At 63.2% G+C, this 17,325-nt stretch carries 16 protein-coding genes; 14 read left to right on the top strand and 2 right to left on the bottom strand.

All coding sequences use genetic code 11. The features are described 5' to 3' along the window. From GEU01_RS05960 to GEU01_RS22365, 6 genes are all read left to right on the top strand, one after another. Positions 1 to 416: EAL domain-containing protein (locus GEU01_RS05960; protein WP_019085339.1), on the top strand; the 416-nt coding region annotated here is incomplete at its 5' end. A 30-nt stretch (positions 417 to 446) separates the two neighbouring features. After that, positions 447 to 2,189, top strand: coding sequence for a putative bifunctional diguanylate cyclase/phosphodiesterase (locus GEU01_RS05955; RefSeq protein ID WP_019085338.1), 1,743 nt, complete (start codon positions 447 to 449; stop codon positions 2,187 to 2,189). A gap of 6 nt (positions 2,190 to 2,195) precedes the next feature. Next, entirely contained in the window at positions 2,196 to 2,612 is a 417-nt protein-coding gene (locus GEU01_RS05950; RefSeq protein WP_019085337.1) for an RrF2 family transcriptional regulator, read from the top strand. A 346-nt stretch (positions 2,613 to 2,958) separates the two neighbouring features. After that, the gene (locus GEU01_RS05945) at positions 2,959 to 3,369 is read left to right on the top strand and encodes an RrF2 family transcriptional regulator (RefSeq protein WP_019085336.1); all 411 of its coding nucleotides are present in this window, start codon (positions 2,959 to 2,961) and stop codon (positions 3,367 to 3,369) included. A gap of 202 nt (positions 3,370 to 3,571) precedes the next feature. Further along, entirely contained in the window at positions 3,572 to 5,878 is a 2,307-nt protein-coding gene (locus GEU01_RS05940; protein WP_019085335.1) for an FdhF/YdeP family oxidoreductase, read from the top strand. A 220-nt stretch (positions 5,879 to 6,098) separates the two neighbouring features. Then, on the top strand, positions 6,099 to 7,094 hold the full coding sequence (locus tag GEU01_RS22365) for a molybdopterin molybdotransferase MoeA (RefSeq protein WP_019085333.1): 996 nt from the start codon (positions 6,099 to 6,101) through the stop codon (positions 7,092 to 7,094). A gap of 59 nt (positions 7,095 to 7,153) precedes the next feature. On the opposite strand, the gene mobB is transcribed toward GEU01_RS22365, so the two are convergent. After that, on the bottom strand, positions 7,154 to 7,684 hold the full coding sequence (gene mobB / locus GEU01_RS05930) for a molybdopterin-guanine dinucleotide biosynthesis protein B (protein WP_026018542.1): 531 nt from the start codon (positions 7,682 to 7,684) through the stop codon (positions 7,154 to 7,156). Between mobB and mobA the strand changes: the two genes are divergently transcribed. The 7 genes from mobA (at position 7,669) to ggt (ending at position 14,997) form a co-directional block, all read left to right on the top strand. Beyond that, entirely contained in the window at positions 7,669 to 8,388 is a 720-nt protein-coding gene (gene mobA / locus GEU01_RS05925) for a molybdenum cofactor guanylyltransferase (protein ID WP_019085331.1), read from the top strand. The two genes, mobB and mobA, sit on opposite strands and share 16 nt — an antisense overlap. Positions 8,389 to 8,577: 189 nt before the next feature. Then, positions 8,578 to 9,375: a formate dehydrogenase accessory sulfurtransferase FdhD gene (gene fdhD / locus GEU01_RS05920; RefSeq protein ID WP_019085330.1), complete on the top strand. Its 798-nt coding sequence runs from the start codon at positions 8,578 to 8,580 to the stop codon at positions 9,373 to 9,375. 192 nt (positions 9,376 to 9,567) lie between these two features. Next, positions 9,568 to 9,954, top strand: coding sequence for a hypothetical protein (locus GEU01_RS05915; protein WP_010508321.1), 387 nt, complete (start codon positions 9,568 to 9,570; stop codon positions 9,952 to 9,954). 14 nt (positions 9,955 to 9,968) lie between these two features. Further along, positions 9,969 to 12,155 (top strand): pyrroloquinoline quinone-dependent dehydrogenase, encoded by a 2,187-nt coding sequence (locus tag GEU01_RS05910; RefSeq protein ID WP_019085328.1) that lies wholly within the window; start codon positions 9,969 to 9,971, stop codon positions 12,153 to 12,155. A 121-nt stretch (positions 12,156 to 12,276) separates the two neighbouring features. After that, entirely contained in the window at positions 12,277 to 12,408 is a 132-nt protein-coding gene (locus GEU01_RS27265; RefSeq protein WP_019085327.1) for a hypothetical protein, read from the top strand. 48 nt (positions 12,409 to 12,456) lie between these two features. Further along, entirely contained in the window at positions 12,457 to 13,104 is a 648-nt protein-coding gene (locus GEU01_RS05900) for a DNA-3-methyladenine glycosylase I (RefSeq protein ID WP_019085326.1), read from the top strand. Between the two features lie 66 nt (positions 13,105 to 13,170). Next, a complete protein-coding gene (gene ggt / locus GEU01_RS05895; protein ID WP_232272418.1) occupies positions 13,171 to 14,997 on the top strand; it encodes a gamma-glutamyltransferase in 1,827 nt (608 codons plus the stop codon). Between the two features lie 127 nt (positions 14,998 to 15,124). On the opposite strand, the gene GEU01_RS05890 is transcribed toward ggt, so the two are convergent. Next, positions 15,125 to 16,189: a hypothetical protein gene (locus tag GEU01_RS05890; RefSeq protein WP_019085324.1), complete on the bottom strand. Its 1,065-nt coding sequence runs from the start codon at positions 16,187 to 16,189 to the stop codon at positions 15,125 to 15,127. 407 nt (positions 16,190 to 16,596) lie between these two features. Here GEU01_RS05890 and GEU01_RS05885 point away from each other — a divergent pair, with 407 nt between their 5' ends. Beyond that, the gene (locus GEU01_RS05885) at positions 16,597 to 17,061 is read left to right on the top strand and encodes a hypothetical protein (protein WP_010508327.1); all 465 of its coding nucleotides are present in this window, start codon (positions 16,597 to 16,599) and stop codon (positions 17,059 to 17,061) included. The last annotated feature ends 264 nt before the right edge of the window (positions 17,062 to 17,325 follow it).

Below are 17,325 nucleotides of genomic sequence, written 5' to 3'. Positions count from 1 at the left end.
CGCGCCTGCCGCTGACGGAAATCAAGATCGACCGCAGCTTCATCAACGATTTCGAATACGACACCAACGCGCAGGCGGTGACCATGGCGGTGATCGGCATCGGTTCGCGCCTGGGCATGACGGTGGTGACCGAAGGGGTCGAGACGGAACAGCAGCGCGAACTGCTGGAAAAACTGAACTGTGACGTCATGCAGGGCTACCTGTTCGCCAAGCCACTGGCCCCGCAGGACCTGGAACAGTGGGTCCGCAAGGGGGGCGCGCCTGCCGTCATTCGTGAAATCGAAGCCGCCCGCGCCGGGGCGGCCGATGCCGCGACGCCACCCGCGCAACCCGTGGACAATACGGAAAAACAGCCGGCCCCCACCGCAAAGGCGACGACCACCACGCTGTTCCCCACAGCAAAAGCCAAGTCCTGATCCATTCAAGACGAAAGATGGAGCAACGCCATGTCACTCAAACACGATGATCGCCTGCGCGCGCTAACCCACAAGGATTCCGATTTCTGGGCCGACGTGGTGGACAATGTCCTGATCGTCGCCATTACGGATGTGCGTGGCGTGATTACCTACGTCAACGACCGCTTTTGCGAGATCAGCCGATACCCGCGTGAGGAACTGCTTGGCTCCACGCACCGGATCGTCAATTCGGGGTATCATGACGCCAGCTTCTTCAGGCAGATGTACCGCACCATCCGGTCGGGGGAAATCTGGCGTGGCAATATCTGCAACCGCGCCAAGGACGGGACGCTGTACTGGGTGGCGACGACCATCATGCCCAAGCACAACTCGCTTGGCGCGGTGGAGGGATATGTTGCGACCCGCTTCGAGATCACGGAGCTTATGAACACCCGTGACCGGCTGAAGTCGCTGGCGGCGACCGACCCGCTGACGGGGCTGTTCAACCGTGGCGGCTTCAACACCGTGCTGCAGGCGTCGGTGGAGGAAAAAGCCCGCAATATCACCCGTGAAATCATGCTGGTCATGTTCGACCTTGATGGTTTCAAGCAGATCAACGACATCCACGGCCACCATGCCGGTGACGTGGTGCTGAAGACGATTTCGCACCGGCTGCTTGAACTGGTCAGCCCGCAGGACGCGGTGTGCCGGCTGGGTGGGGATGAATTCGCGCTTATCCTCAACCACACGCTGCTGACCACGCCGCTGAACACCATGCTGGAACGGCTGCTGGCGGCACTTGAAGCCCCGATCGAGGTCGGCAATACCATGGTCAACGTGTCGGGCAGCATTGGCGTAAGCCCGATCGCCAGCCAGGAAAGTGCCGAATCCCTGCAGAAGAACGCGGATATCGCGCTGTATGCGGCCAAGCGCGCGGGCGGGCACCAGGCACGGATGTTCGATATCACCCTGCACCAGCACGCGCTTGAACGCGCGCAGATCCTGACTGATGCGCGCGATGGCGTGGAAAAGGACCAGTTCGAGCTGTATTACCAGCCGATCCTGAATGTTGCGACCGGCAGGTGCGACCAGATCGAGGCCCTGCTGCGCTGGCACCATCCGCTACGCGGGCTGCTGGCGGCGGACAGCTTCCGTGACGTGTTCCTTGACGCCACGCTGGCGCAGGCCATGAGCCCGCGACTGGTGAAGTCGTTCCAGAACGACATGCGGCTGTGGAACAGCAGCCTGACGACCTATCCCAACCTGACCATCAACCTGTCGCGGCTCGACCTGCTCAATGTCGGGTTCCAGAATGACCTCGAAGCCGAGATCAGGCGGCAGGGCGGCAATGCCAGCGACTATGTGCTGGAAATATCCGAAAGCGTGCTGGCGGGCCGCCGGTCGGACCGGGTGCTGATGCGGTTGCAGGAACTGGCCAGCCTGGGTTTCCAGCTGACGCTGGATGATTTCGGGCAGGCGACGCTGCCGATCGCGGTCCTGCGTGACATCCGCTTCACGCAGGCCAAGATTTCCCGCCGCCTGGTGACCGATATCGCACACAACCCGGCCGCGCGCGACGTGATTGCGCACCTGACGGGACTTGCCCATGCCTTTGGCCTGAGCGTGACCGTGGGCGGGGTGGAAACCAGGGAGCAGATGGATATCCTGATCGAACTGAAAGTCGACCGGATTCAGGGTTTTTACATTTCCCCGCCCATTTCGGCCGCAAATCTGGTTCTTGCGGAGCACATCCTTGCGCCAGATCATTCCGAAGTCGCATTACAGGCGTCATGAGGTGCCATGCGCCTGACACTTTATACGGATTATTCCATTCGCGCCCTCGTCTACCTTGGACAGAATCCGGGTAGACGGGTTGCGATCCAGGAAATTGCCGACACCCATGGAATTTCACAAAGCCATCTGGTCAAGGTGGTCAACCGCCTGTCCAACAATGGCATCATCCTTGCGCGGCGGGGCCGCAGCGGGGGGGTGGAACTTGCGGTCACGGCGCATGAAATCTTCATTGGCGACATTGTCCGGCTGATGGAAACCGACCTGCATGCGATCGTGGCCTGCGTGCCCGCCAGGGGGCAGCCATGCGTGCTGGCGGATGCCTGTCGGCTGCGCGGCCTGTTTTCCAAATCGCTGAACGCCTTCATGGCCGTGCTGGACCGTGTGACGCTGCATGACCTGATACTGGACCATAAAAAATATTAGTCGGTGGCAGATGGATCATTCTGGCTTTTTATTTATGGGGCGTATAAGCATCCACCCAAGGAACGATACAGAATTGGCAGTTTTCTGCCGGTTTAATTATAAGTTTTGTTTATGATTTGATAAAAATATATTATGCGAAACGCAACGGGATACTTCCCTATTGCAGTGCGGACCGATACAGTCTTTTTTCATAATATATTAACGTCGTCACCCTATCTGACCACAGGATACCGATGCCGCGCATGCTACAGTACCGGGTCATACCCGCCACCCGGGCCGGGAACCGCCACCCTGCCGTGTCAGGTCCATGCGACAGCCGGGGTGGGGAGGCCGTGAACACCATACCATGCGCCTGACCCTTCATACCGACTACGCCATTCGCGTGCTCGTTTATCTGGCGTGCAATGCGGACAGGCGGGTTTCCGTGCACGAGATTTCCAGCCACCACAGCATTTCCCACAATCATCTGGTCAAGGTGGTCAACCGTCTGTCCAACGAGGGGATCGTGCTGACGCGTCGTGGCCGGTCGGGTGGGCTTGTGCTGCCCTGCCAGCCGCAGGAAATCATCATCGGCGATATCGTACGCCTGATGGAAGCGGACATGCAGCCTGTCGTGGCGTGCCAGCCGCAGAACGGGCTGCCCTGCGTGCTGGCTGACATGTGCCGCCTGCGACGCCTGCTGTCGCAGTCGCTGGATGCGTTCCTGCAGGTGCTCGACCGCACCACGCTGCGAGATATCATGTCAGACCGGGTATAATCCGGCCGGGATGGCCCGGTGGATATTGCCGCCACTGTCTATATATGATGACATATAATCAATGCGGCCCATAGGGTTGCGCCCGTTGATAGACGGGGCTTATCAACAGATAAATCTCTGTTATACGTGGTAAAATCTGCCTTTGCGCAGTTGCAATAATGCCAGCCCGGCGGTTTCCTGCGTGCGAACACGGGAGAGCGCCATGTCAGAAAAACCGGAATTCAAGCCCTATACCCATCCCGCCGGTGGGTGGGGGGCGGCCAACGCCACCGCGCGCGTGCTGATGGAACAGAGCGTACTGGCCAAGGGATCACGCGCGCTTCTGGCCATGAACCATCCCGATGGCTTCAAGTGCCCAAGCTGCGCATGGCCGGATCCCGACCGTGAAAAGACACTGGAATTCTGTGAAAACGGGGCCAAGGCGCTGGCGTTCGAGGCCACGAAGCGCAGGATCGGCGCGGATTTCTTTGCCGCCCACACCGTAACCGAACTCATGTCCCGCAGCGACCACTGGCTGGAGGAACAGGGCCGCCTGACCCGGCCCATGCGCTATGACGCGGCCAGTGACCACTACGTGCCATGCACGTGGGATGAAGCCTATGACATGATCGGCCGGCACCTGCGCGCGCTCGATCATCCCGACCAGGCCGAGTTCTATACATCGGGCCGCACGTCAAACGAGGCCGCGTTCCTGTATTCCGTGTTCGTGCGCGCGTTCGGCACCAACAACTTCCCCGACTGTTCCAACATGTGCCACGAACCGACCAGCCGTGGCCTGCCCATGTCCATCGGCATTGGCAAGGGCACGGTGCGGATGACGGATTTCGCCCATGCGGAGGCCATTTTCATCATCGGCCAGAACACCGGCACCAACAGCCCGCGCATGATGACCGAACTGGTGCATGCGCGTAAGCGCGGCGCGCCGATCGTGGCCGTCAACCCCATGCCCGAACGCGCGCTGATCCGCTTTACCGAACCGCAGGACCCCATCAAGATGGCGACCTTCGGTTCCACGCCCATCGCCAGCGAATTCTGTCACGTGCGCATTGGCGGTGATGTCGCGTTCCTCAAGGGGGTGATGAAGGCCCTGTTCCAGATGGATGCGGAAGCTGCGGCCAGGGGGGAGCCGGCGGTCCTGGACCACGCCTTCATTACCGAGCATACCGACGGGTTCGATGCCCTGAAGGCCGATATCGAGGCGACGCGGTGGCCTGATATCGTCGCCACCTCCGGCCTGAGCGAGGAACAGATCCGCCGGGTGGCCGGGATCTATGCCGCGTCCAACGCCACCATCATCTGCTTCGGCATGGGGGTGACGCAGCACCAGCAGGGATCGCGCGTGATCCACCAGATCGCCAACCTGCTGATGCTGCGTGGCAATTTTGGCAAGGAAGGGGCGGGGATCTGCCCCGTGCGCGGCCATTCCAACGTGCAGGGCGACCGCACGGTGGGCATTGAGGAAAAGCCGACCACCCTTTACCTCGACCGGCTTCAGGCGGCATTCGGCTTCAGCCCGCCGCGCGAACATGGCCACCATGTGATTGAATCCGTGCAGGCCATGATTGATGGCACGGCGAAGGTGTTCATCGGCATGGGGGGCAACTTCATCCATGCCATTCCCGACACGCCAGTGGCGTATGAGGCGATGTCGCGGCTGGACCTGACCGTGGGCATTGCCACCAAGCTCAATCGCGGGCACCTGGTGCATGGACGTGACGCGCTGATCCTGCCGGTCATTGCGCGGTCCGAAATCGACATGCAGAAAACCGGGCCGCAGTTCATCACCGTCGAGGATGCGATGTCCGGCGTCACGCGGTCCCACGGCGTGCTGCACCCTGCCAGCGCCGACCTGCGTTCGGAAATCGAGATCGTGTGCCGCATGGCACGCGCCACCCTGCCGGACAGCACGATTGAATGGGAAGCCTTCATTGACGATTACGACCTGATCCGCGACAGGATCGCGCAGGTCTATCCCGACCTGTATGCCGGTTTCAACACGCGCATCCGCCAGGGCAAGGGCTTTTCGCTGCCGGTGCCGCCGCGCCAGCGGATCTGGAACACGCCCACGGGCAAGGCCAATTTCCTGCTTTTCGACGGGCTGGACGAGGACACGCCCATTGGCGGCCCGGACATGCTGCGCCTGTCCACCATCCGCTCGCACGATCAGTACAATACGACCGTCTATACCAATAACGACCGTTACCGGGGCGTGTACAACACCCGCATGGTGGTGTTCATGAACCGGGATGACATGGCGGCGCGGGGACTGGCGGATGGCGCGATGGCGGACCTTGAGACCATCAGCACCGACGGCACGCAGCGCCGGGTGGGCGGGTTGATGGTGGTGCCATACCCCATGCCGCGCGGGTCGATTGCCGGATATTACCCCGAACTCAACCCGCTGCTGCCGCTTACGAATTTCGACCAGATCGCGGGCACCCCCGCCGCCAAGTCGATACCGGTGCGCGTCACGGTGGCAAACCCCGCAAGCCAGCCCGAACCGACCTGAAACCCGGCCCTGTCATGAACAGCAACGCTTTCACGCGGCTGGTGGATTATCCCACCGCCCTGCGGCTGGTGCTGGCATGCGCGGCGGGCAGCGCGCGGCCCATGACCCGCGTGCCGCTGGCGCAGGCGACGGGGCGGGTGGCGGCGGCTGACATCCTTGCNCCTGCCGCCCGCCTGCCGATATTTCCGCGATGGACGGGTATGCCTTCGCCCATGACGCCATGGCGGCCCATGCGCCGCTGCCGGTCGCGGGCCGCACGGTGGCGGGCGACCGGCCCGAACCGCTGGCGCCGGGGCATGCGCGCGCCATCCTGACCGGGGCGCGCATCCCGGCGGGCGCCGACTGTGTCATGGCGGCCGAACGCATGGCGGTTGTGGGTCATGCCGTGGCCCCGGCCACGCCGCTTGCGGCACGGGGGGCGAATATCCGCAGGCAGGGGGAGGAATTCGCCACCGGCACGCGGCTTGTCGCGCGCGGGCAGGTGCTGGACTGGCGGCATGTGGCCCTGCTGGCGGCACAGGGGCTGCGCGATGTGCCGGTTACCCGCAGGCCACGCGTATCCGTCCTGTCCAACGGCGCGGAACTGGCGGCGGGGGCGGCCAGCGCGTGCCCGGATTCAAACGCCCCGATGCTGGCATCCATGCTGGGGGCCATCGGCGCGCGCGTCAGCACGCATGCCGCCCCGACCGATGACGTGGCCGCGCAGGCTGCCCACCTGCGCGCGGCCATCGGGGGTGCGGATATGGTGGTCACGACGGGCGGCATATCGGTGGGCGGCACGGACCATATGCTGGATATCCTGCGCGACATGGGGGCGGATGTGGTGTTCCGGGGCGTCGCGATCCGCCCCGGCCGGCCGCTGACGGTGCTGGAACTGGGGGGACGGACGATATTCTGCCTGCCCGGCAACCCGGGTGCCGCGGCCATCTGCGCGCTGATGTTCGTGCGGCCCTACCTGCGCGCGGTCATGGGCGCGGATACGCCACAGCCCGCCATTCCCGCCACGGCCGGTTTCACGGCGGATGCCCCCGCCGGTGTGACGCAGTTCATCCCCGTCACCCTGCACCACGGCCCCGATGGCGCGTGCTGCCGCCGCGTGCCCACGGTTGGCGCATCCGACATCATCGCCTTTTCCCGCGCGGATGCGCTGCTGGCGGTCACGGCGGAAAACCCCATCCGGGCGGGGCAGGTGGTGTGGGGCATGCCGCTGTCTTAACAAGCGGCGCCCAAACGTCTTTCTGGTCTGCATGATGGTTGGTCAAGGCAATGCGTCTTTCATTCAATGACAACACGACAGGCATGCCGCAGGGCGAAATCGGCAATTGCGTCCGTATCGTTCACATCCAGCACCGGCAGGTGCGCGGGCAGGGTGGGGTCATGGGGCGTGTCGGTTGCGATGGCGATGATGTTGTCCTGATGCCTGAACAGCGGATCCTTGCCGATGCCGGGGCGATAGACCTCGATACTGGCGGGAACGGTGGCGCGGAAGCCTTCGACCACCACCAGGTCGGTGCGCCGCATGCGCGACAGCAGATCCTGCAGGGTCGGTGGCGCGTCGGGGCATTCGTGCTGCAGCACCCACCGGCCGGGGGCCGCCAGCATGACCTCGGCCGCACCCGCATTGCGATGGACCCAGGAATCCTTGCCCGGCCGGTCGATGTCGATATCATGATGCGTATGCTTGATGGTGGAAACCGCCTGCCCCCGCGCGCGCAGTGCTGGCAGCAGGCGCGACAGCAGGTGCGTCTTGCCCGACCCGCTGCGCCCGGTCAGGCCGATCACCGCCTGTCGTGGTGGATGGGACATGGAACGCACCCCCTGAACACTACGTCATCCCGCCCGCCCATGCGGGGGATGGCGCAGGGTACGGCCTTGTCCCGCCGCGTGCAATGCGGGCGCTGATGGCGGGGGCGCGCGTGGCCGGACTGGTCATGGCCGGGGGCATGGCGCGGCGCATGGGGGGCGGTGACAAGCCGTTGCTGCGCTTGGGGGACATGACGTGCCTTGACCGCATCCTGACCCGCCTGCGTCCCTGCTGTGCCGCCCTTGCCATCAGCGCCAATGGCGACCCGGCGCGGTTCGCGGCCCACGGCCTGCCGGTGCTGGCCGACAGGGTTGCGGGCGTCGGGCCGCTGGCTGGCGTGCTGGCCGGTCTGGAATGGGCGGCGGGGCAGGGGTGCGACGTGCTGGTGACGGTGCCGGGCGATACGCCGTTCATCCCCGCTGGCCTTGTGCCCCGCCTGCTGCCCGCGCCGTCCTTTGCCATCAGTGGCGGGCAGCGCCACAGCCTGGTCGCGGCATGGCCGGTGGGTTGCCGCACCCTTCTGGCCCGCCAACTGGGCAGCATCACGCCCGATACCCGGCGCGAGATGACCCGCGTGCGCACGCTGGCCGATGCACTGGCCGCGCGCGGGGTGGATTTTACCGTGCCGCCCGATGGCCCGGACCCGTTCATGAACATCAACACCCCCGCCGATTACGCCTTGGCCCGGCGTCATGCGCGGGGCTGAATGACCGCAAAACCATGCCCGGTATCGCCCTTTCAACGGCCTGCCGCCCTTGCGCTGCGTTACCGGGGCCATCACCCGCGCCGCCCGCCATCGTGTACGGCCCCGGCCATTACGCCATGCCGCCGAAGGGATTGGCGTATTCATGAACATGACCGGCCACGCCCTGTCCCGCACCCGAAGGACCGCATCATGACCCGATCCCTGCCGCCCGCCATCGTTCCCTGCGCCATGACGGTTCATGCGCCCGGCGCCGCCGCCCACGCGCGCACGCTGGACATTGCGGAGGAAACGCCCGTTACCCTGTCGTTCAACGGCATGGCGCATGGGGTGATGATGGCGACGCCGCTGGACCTGCATGACTTCGCCACCGGCTTTGCCCTGACCGAAGGGATCATCCCCGACCTTGCGGCGCTGAAGGATGTCGCGGTCCGGGCGGAAGCCGACCATGCCCGGGTGGACATGCGCATTGACGGTCCGTCCTTCCACCGCCTGCTGGCGCGCGGGCGACGGGCGATGGCGGGACGCACCAGTTGTGGCGTGTGCGGCACGGACGCGCGTGACGTGCTGGACCGCCCGCGCCGCCATGTGCCCGATGCGCCGCCCGACCTTGCGGCGGTGGGGCGGGCGCTGGCGGCGCTGCCGGGGCGGCAGGTGCTCAATGCCCGCGCGCGCATGCTGCATGCCGCCGCGTGGTGCGCGCCGGATGGCACGATCATGCAGGTGCGCGAGGACGTGGGCCGCCACAACGCGCTGGACAAGCTGGTAGGGGCGGGGCTGCGGGACGGGCTGGATTTCGGGCGCGGGTTCTGCGTGATCACCAGCCGGTGTTCGTATGAAATGGCGCACAAGGCGATCATGCCGGGGCTGGTGGCGGTGTCAGCCCCCACGGCGCGCGCGCTGCGGGTGGCGGGGCAGGCGGGGCTTTACCTGGTCGCGCCGGCGCGCGCGACATCCGTAATGGTTCCCGATCTGGTTGTGGGTAAGTAAAAAAAACATTTCGTGTGCAGCCACAGCAGGTCTGGATTCTAAATACGTCATGATGAGAGCTGTTTTGTGGCGGAATACTTACAGCGCTGAAACAATCATAATAAAGTCGTGACCAACCTCGCGATTTCGTTTTTTCGCGTTTAACAGGCGCGGGACTAGCCTCCGCTTCATGATACTGGAGGAACATCCATTATGTCTGCTTTCATGAAACCACACAGCGCCGCGGGATGGGCGACGCTTTTACTTGCTGTCATCATTATCCTTCTGGGCCTGCCCCTTTTATACATGGGCGCGGAACTCGCGTTCCTTGGTGGCTCGCTTTACTACGTCGTCTGCGGCCTGGTGGTCACCGCCGCGGGCGTGCTGATGGCCATGGGCCGCCCGCTGGGTGGCCTGCTTTACCTTGGGGCCTGCGCCTTTACATGGCTGTGGGCGTTCTGGGAGGTCGGCCTTGACGGCTGGGGACTGCTGCCGCGCGTCTTTGGTCCTACCATCCTGGCCATTGGCGTGGCGCTGTGCCTGCCGGTGCTGCGCCGTGCGGAACACGCACGCACAACCAACGTGCGGGAGGTCGCATGATGTCCAATACAACAATGCTGCGCACCCTGCTGCTGGGTGCTACCATCATCGCCGGGACGGCCGGTGTCACCGCGCTGGCGCAGGTGCCGCCTGCCGACCAGCCGCCGGGCAATGGCAACGCCACCGTATCCCCCGGCACGCCCACCCCGCCGACGGATGCATTTTCCCCCCCGTCGCCCAACGCGCCGCAGGCGCCGGGCGTGAACGCCGCCAACATTCCCGACGGGCCGCCCGCCGAACCCAGCGAGGCCACGCCGATGGTCGAGCAGGTCACGGCCAACCCCGCGCATGATGACTGGCCCGGCTATGGCCGTGATGACAGGGCGACCCGCTTCTCGCCGCTGGACCAGATCACGCCGTCCAATGTCAGCCACCTGAAGCGTGCGTTCATCTACCATACCGGCAGCAAGCCCGCGCCGGGGCAGGTGAACAAGTGGGCCGCCGAAACCACGCCGATCAAGGTGGGGGACGGGCTGTACATGTGTTCGGCCATGAACGACATGATGCGCATCGACCCGGCCACGGGCAAGGAAGTCTGGCACTTCCACGCCAATGAGAAATACGACAGCATTCCGTACACGGCGGCGTGCAAGGCGGTGGTGTACTACACGTCCTCCACCGTGCCCGAAGGCGAGCACTGCCACCACCGCATCCTTGAAGCCACGCTGGATGAACGCCTGATCGAGGTGGACAGCGAGGACGGCAAGGTATGCGAAGGCTTTGGCTGGCACGGCATGGTCAACCTGATGAAGGGGATGGGTGAATCCGTGCCCGGCTTCGTGGCCGAAACCGCGCCCCCGCCGATCGTCAATGGTGCGATCATCACCAACCAGGAAATCCTGGACGGCCAGCGCCGCTGGGCGCCGTCGGGCGTGATCCGTGGTTACGACGCCGAAACTGGGCGCTTCCTGTGGGCATGGGACGTCAACCGCCCGCATGAACATGGCGAGCCGAAGGAAGGCGAGCACTACAGCCGTGGCACCCCCAATTCCTGGGCCGCGATGATTGGCGACAACGCGCTGGGGCTGGTTTACGTGCCGACCGGCAACTCCGCTGCCGATTACTACAGCGCCATGCGGTCGCCGGAAGAAAACAAGGTGTCCTCCGCCGTGGTCGCCATCGACGTGAAAACGGGCGAGCCGCGCTGGGTGTTCCAGACCGTGCACAAGGACGTGTGGGATTACGACATCGGGTCGCAGCCGACACTCATGGACTTCACCAAGCCTGATGGCAGCAGCGTTCCCGCGCTGATCATGCCGACCAAGCGTGGCCAGACCTTCGTGCTGGACCGCCGCACGGGTGAGCCGGTGCTGCCGGTGGAAGAACGGCCCGCGCCATCGCCGGGCATGGTGCCTGGGGATACGCGCGCCCCGACGCAGCCATGGTCGGTCGGCATGCCGCGCCTGGGCTTCGCCCCGCTGAAGGAAGCCGACATGTGGGGCATGTCCCCCATCGACCAGCTGTACTGCCGCCTGAAATACCGCCGCGCGCATTATGTGGGTGAGTTCACGCCGCCCAGCATTGACAAGCCGTGGCTGGAATATCCCGGCTATAACGGCGGGTCCGACTGGGGCAGCGTCGCCTATGATGAAAAGACCGGCATCCTGATCGCCAACTGGAACAACACGCCCATGTATGACCAACTGGTCAGCCGCAAGAAGGCCGACAAGCTGGGGCTGATGCCGGTGGATGACCCCAACTACAAGCCCGGCGGCGGCGGCGCCGAAGGGGCCGGGGCCATGGCGGAAACGCCGTACGGTATCGTGGTCTCGCCGTTCTGGGATGAATACACGGGCATGATGTGCAACCGTCCGCCCTATGGCATGATCACCGCCATCGACATGCACACGCAGAAGGTGCTGTGGCAGCACCCGCTGGGCAGTGCGCGCGCCAACGGTCCGTTCGGCCTGCCGACCCACCTGCCGCTGACCATCGGCACGCCCAACAATGGCGGCCCGGTCATTACCGCCGGTGGCCTGATCTTTGTCGCGGCGACGACGGACAACATGATCCACGCCTTCGACATCCATACCGGCAGGGAAGTGTGGAACGATGTCCTGCCCGGTGGCGGACAGGCAACGCCCATGACGTATGAATACAAGGGCAAGCAGTACGTCGCCATCATGGCCGGTGGCCACCACTTCATGATGACGCCGGTTACCGATGACCTGGTGGTCTACGCCCTGGATAACGTGAACTGAGGGTCGCGATCATACCCTGACTGACCCGACCGGGGCCGTATCATGCGGCCCCGGTTTTTTTATGCGTGGCCGGGACAGGGCGGCAAACCATGGATTCAGTCCTTTCGGGACTGTCAGGATCATGGCGGATATTGCCACGGGCAGGCGCGTGGTGGACATCATCGCCCGCGCGGGACGAACGCATGCGGCGTTCAGGCACGAACCGGCCCCGATGGGCAGCCCCGCGCCCCATGCGCACGGGCGTGCCCCGTGATAAACGGATGGATAGGACATAATACGGACAGGACGACGGAGTACCACCATGCCATCCATGCCCGATCCACACAGGGGCGATGGGCCGCCAGACACGGCTGCCATGTCCCCTGACCCCGGCCGCCCACGGTGCCGCTGGGCGCAGGCCGATGCCATGATGATGGCGTATCACGACGCGGAGTGGGGCCAGCCGGTGCATGACAGCCGCCAGTTATGGGAAATGCTGGTGCTGGAAAGTTTTCAGGCCGGGCTGTCATGGCGCACGATCCTGAAACGGCGCGCGGGGTTCCGCCGGGCCTTCGCCGGGTTTGACCCCGACCGCGTGGCCCGGTTCGGGGATGCCGACATCACGCGCCTGCTGGCCGATCCGGGCATCATCCGCGCACGCGCCAAGATTGTCGCCGCCATTGGCAACGCCCGTGCCTATATCGCCATGCGTGAACGCGGCGAGGACCTTGCCACCTTCGCATGGGGCATGGTGGGACATGCGCCGGTGCATAATCACGGGCCGGTGCAGGCGTCATCGCCCCTGTCGCACGCCATGTCCGCCGCGCTGCGCGCACGCGGCTTCCGCTTTGTCGGGCCGGTCACGGCCTATGCCTGGATGCAGGCGGCGGGAATGATCCATGACCATGAACCCGGCTGTTTCCGGTATGCGGGGGCAGGGGTTTTGTTGTTAAACAAAAATGAATTATAGGCGGTAGCAGCCGGTCGGGGCATGCCTTCCCGACTGCCCACACGGATGCTGAAAGGTTGTATGGACATGCCTGCACACACAAACACCGGCATGCCGGGTTTTCGTTCCCGGCCACCCATGCGCGGCAGTTGCGCGCGGGGTGGTGGCGTGATGCGGCCATCCGTCATGTTTTCGGCGCTGCTGCTTGCCTGCACGGCCCTGTTGCCGGGGCACGGCCATGCAGCATCTGTGACGCAGGCGAAGCAGGCTGCCGTGCCGTTCAATCCCCTGCGTGGGGACCGGGGCTATGGCTGGACGGGGCAGACACGGTCCGAAGTGCTGGGCACGCACGGCATGGTGGCGACCAGCCAGCCGCTGGCGGCGGATGTGGGGCTGGATATCCTTAAACGCGGGGGCAATGCCTTTGACGCCGCGATTGCAACCGCCGCCGCCATCAACGTGGTCGAACCGGAATCCGCCGGGATCGGGGGCGACCTGTTCATGATTGCATGGGTGGCAAAGGAACACCGGCTTGTCGCGCTGGATTCCGCCGGGCGCGCGCCATCCGGCGCCACGCCGGGACGTTTTAGCGCCCGGGGGCTGAAGACGGTTCCGTACACGGGCATTGATTCGGCCGTCGTGCCCGGCACCGTGGCCGGGTGGGACGCCATTCGCGCCCGTTATGGCACCATGTCGTTCAAGGATACGCTGGAACCTGCCGCCCGCCTGGCGGAAGATGGCTTTGGCGTGAGCGAACGCGTGGAAGCCGAGTGGGAGGAATATGCCAGCCTGCTGGCCAAGGACCACGACACGGCCGCCACCTATCTGCCCCATGGCAGGCCGCCGGGCCTGTATGGCGTGTTCCGCAATCCCGATCTGGCCAGGGCATTCCGCCTGCTGGAAAACGGCGGTGCGGATGCTTTCTACAAGGGGCCGATCGCGGATGCCATCGTAAAGAAATCGCAGGCGCTGGGCGGGACAATCACGCCCGCGGATTTTGGCACGGTCAGGCCACAATGGGTCAGGCCGCTGACCACGTCCTATCGCGGCTACGACATTTATGAAATGCCACCCAGCACGCAGGGCGCCGCCGTGCTGGAAGCCCTGAATATCGTTGAACAGTGCGGGCCGAAACTGGGCATCAACCCGCGTGGGGAGGGGCCACGTTCCCCACTGTTCTGGCACCTGCTGATCGAGGCGAAGAAAGTCGCCTATGCCGACCTGCGGCAGTATGTGGGCGACCCGGACTTCGTTGCCGTGCCGACCGCGAAACTGACCGGCAAGGCCTATGCAAGGTCGCAGTGCCACCGCATCGACCCACGCCACGCCGCCGCCATTACGGCGGATCGCGACCCGGTGGGGGGCACCGTGTACCTGACCACGGCTGACCGCGAGGGAAATGTCGTCTCGCTGATATTCAGCGTGTATGACGAATTCGGTTCGGGCATAACCGTGCCCGGCTACGGCTTTTTGCTGAACAATCGTGGCGCGCAGTTCAGCCTTGATGAAAAAAGCCCCAACGTCATCGCGCCGGGCAAGCGGCCATTCTATACCATCATTCCCGGCTTCGTGCTGAAGGGGGGCAGGCCGTTCCTAAGCCTTGGCGTGATGTATGGCGACCAGCAGGCACAGGGACAGTTGCAGGTGCTGGAAAACATGCTCGACCTTGGGGCCAACCCGCAGGCCGCATCCGACGCGGCACGGTTTTCCCATTCACAGCAGAACAATCATGTCGTGCTGGAATCTGAACTGTATCAGGCCGTTGGCCCCGCGCTGCAGGCCATGGGGCATGATGTCAGCACGGGCAACGGGCTGGGTATGGGCGGTTACCAGGCAATCATGATCGACCCGCATTCGGGCGTGTATCGCGGCGCATCCGACCACCGCAAGGATGGCGCGGCCGTCGGTTATTAGGCGGCCCCGCACGCCCTGCCGCGTCCTGTCCCCTGCATGCCGGCAGGGGAGCATGGTGTCTGTCTGTGTGTCATGAATGGCCAGGACGGCGGCGGCTGGAAACAGTCATTCAACACACTGGTACCATTCACCCATTGACCGGTATGGTCAGCACGGCGCCCGGGTTCTTGGTGGTTTTTGAAAGCTCCATCAATATCTGCAACATTGTAAACCCGAGCTTGCTGGGAAAATCGGTATCCGAGATATAGTAGAATCTATTGTTGTATTTTATTGATACAAAAGAAAGGCGTGGCCGTTCATTACTGACGTGAACAAAAACCGTTGGCTTCGTATTGCGCCCGATCAGAATGATTTTGGGCAGGGTGCGTCCTGAATCAATATCTTCCTGCGGAACGTCGATCTGGTAGGCAATCTGCCCCAATACGCCAAGCATCGTGCGGGTAAGCAGCCTGATCTGGCCATGTTGTGGCCTTCCGGCCCCATATATGACTTCCACGCGTTCATCCTTCGGGCCCATTTCAAAAAAACGACGTGTTGATTTCACCACGTCGGCCAGAAGGGGGTCGGTCGTCGATGACACCGTAAGGAACACCCGGTCAAACGCCGGGGTCTTGCCCGGTATTTCCTCGCTATGTTCAAGTTGTATGCCCAAGAGGCCCGCTATCTGCAACCGGCGCAGATCATAGATCAGTTCGAAGAATTCAGGCGACCCGCGCCCGACATCGCCCCCTATGGCGCCCGCATTATTGATCAGGTTGACCGACTGGACCGACAGGCGGAACAGGATATCAATGGGCAGTCCCCCCATGGCCAGCGGAAGCAGGCTGCCCGGGGGAAGCGGGCGCAGGAAACTTTGCGCATAGGCATCCCCCGTAACGGGCTGGAAGGTAAAGGTCGGGCTTTCCTGTATCTGCGCCCCGATCGCCACGGCAGGCCGGACCGGAGTGGAATCCGAGCCAACGCCGATGGAAATATTACGCTGCAACTGGTAGCCGGAAATCAGCTGGGTCGTGTCCAGAAAGCCCGGTGTGTCGGCATATCGCAGACGGACCACGTTAAGGAGTGTCTGTTGTTTGGAAGAGCCGATCAGCGCCTGGGAGTAGTCAAGTTGATCATGGTCCAGTCTTTGAGAGCCAACGCCATAACATCCGCCCAGCAGGAACATGAGCGGCACAACCGTAAATTTTTTCATAACAATAGAACTCTGCATTTCTTAATATGACGTATTATCTTGTATTCTTGACTACTTTCCGATGGTGGTCGGGCACATGACGTCATAAACTGACCTGATGGTATCGTGCCATGATAACATGCGGTTTTCTTAAATTGTAACGACACCGATTTTTATCTGGCAATGACGATCATCGTTATTTAATGTATGTTTCTCAGTGTTATAGGGCGGATCGTGTAGCACAGCGCGCCGGTTGACGGCATGTGCGGCATTATTAAAATAACGTAAGTTATACCGGATCCGCATGCCGTCATGGCACGCGGCCATGAACCCGTGGCCCCATGCCCGTCCTGTGCAGGGGCATGAATTTGGGGTATTGAACAGGATTGCAAGGTTTGCCTGAATTTCCCGTTAAGGTGTCTCGTACCATGAGTAAAAGCTTTTTTGTCCTTGTTCCGGCGCTCCTGCTGGCTGGACATGCGTATGCGGCAGACGTGAAGCTGCCGGATGGCACCCCGGCAAGCGTGACCGTCCAGACACCCTGCACGAGCGAAAGCTACAGGGAATACGAAACCTGCATTTCCGCCATCCTCAGCCTGCCCTCCAACCGTGGCGGCGACATCGATGTCAGGGCGATCGAGACGCTGCTGCCCAAGGACATTCAGAAAGCAGCCATCATAAGCGGAATCACGGCAGCGCCGGTCGTGCCGATGACCGTGTCGTTAAAGCATTATGATGACAGGAATATCGTCTGGCCATCAACGGATACCCCGCTTGACCATATTATAATTCCCAATAACGGAACCTATCAGGTCGTGCTGACAACGGCTGATGGTGGGAAAACATGGGGCATGCGGATCATTATTGAACAGCCGGGATCGGCTGACCAATAAGGGGAAAACGATTTCCGATGAGCGATCATCTGATATTGTATTTATGATCAATACAGATGATGCGTCCTGTTTCCTGGCGCGCAGGATATGAACGGCTCCGGTCCCCGCGGCGGGGCCTTCCCGGATGATCGCGGGCACGGCGGTTTCAGCCTGCCCGGCGACATGTTCATGCTATGCGATCAGGTGTGGGTTTCCGGGTCAGGCTGTAAAAAAACCCGCCGCGCCGGGGGGATGGACCCCATGGCGGGCGGGCAGTCTGGCGGG

Origin of the sequence: Komagataeibacter europaeus LMG 18890, assembly GCF_000285295.1 — a bacterium.
Taxonomy (GTDB): Bacteria; Pseudomonadota; Alphaproteobacteria; order Acetobacterales; family Acetobacteraceae; genus Komagataeibacter; species Komagataeibacter europaeus.
Note: the sequence above shows the minus strand (reverse complement) of the source record. Positions and strands in the feature narration are given on the sequence as shown.

Coding starts and splice junctions, on each gene's coding strand:
- ggt (WP_232272418.1), top strand. CDS start 13,171: ATGCCTGCACACACAAACACCGGCATGCCGGGTTTTCGTTCCCGGCCA.
- mobB (WP_026018542.1), bottom strand. CDS start 7,684: ATGTCCCATCCACCACGACAGGCGGTGATCGGCCTGACCGGGCGCAGC.
- GEU01_RS05915 (WP_010508321.1), top strand. CDS start 9,568: ATGTCTGCTTTCATGAAACCACACAGCGCCGCGGGATGGGCGACGCTT.
- fdhD (WP_019085330.1), top strand. CDS start 8,578: ATGACCCGATCCCTGCCGCCCGCCATCGTTCCCTGCGCCATGACGGTT.
- GEU01_RS05940 (WP_019085335.1), top strand. CDS start 3,572: ATGTCAGAAAAACCGGAATTCAAGCCCTATACCCATCCCGCCGGTGGG.
- GEU01_RS27265 (WP_019085327.1), top strand. CDS start 12,277: ATGGCGGATATTGCCACGGGCAGGCGCGTGGTGGACATCATCGCCCGC.
- GEU01_RS05910 (WP_019085328.1), top strand. CDS start 9,969: ATGCTGCGCACCCTGCTGCTGGGTGCTACCATCATCGCCGGGACGGCC.
- GEU01_RS05950 (WP_019085337.1), top strand. CDS start 2,196: ATGCGCCTGACACTTTATACGGATTATTCCATTCGCGCCCTCGTCTAC.
- GEU01_RS22365 (WP_019085333.1), top strand. CDS start 6,099: ATGGCGGCCCATGCGCCGCTGCCGGTCGCGGGCCGCACGGTGGCGGGC.
- GEU01_RS05955 (WP_019085338.1), top strand. CDS start 447: ATGTCACTCAAACACGATGATCGCCTGCGCGCGCTAACCCACAAGGAT.
- GEU01_RS05885 (WP_010508327.1), top strand. CDS start 16,597: ATGAGTAAAAGCTTTTTTGTCCTTGTTCCGGCGCTCCTGCTGGCTGGA.
- GEU01_RS05900 (WP_019085326.1), top strand. CDS start 12,457: ATGCCATCCATGCCCGATCCACACAGGGGCGATGGGCCGCCAGACACG.
- GEU01_RS05945 (WP_019085336.1), top strand. CDS start 2,959: ATGCGCCTGACCCTTCATACCGACTACGCCATTCGCGTGCTCGTTTAT.
- GEU01_RS05890 (WP_019085324.1), bottom strand. CDS start 16,189: ATGAAAAAATTTACGGTTGTGCCGCTCATGTTCCTGCTGGGCGGATGT.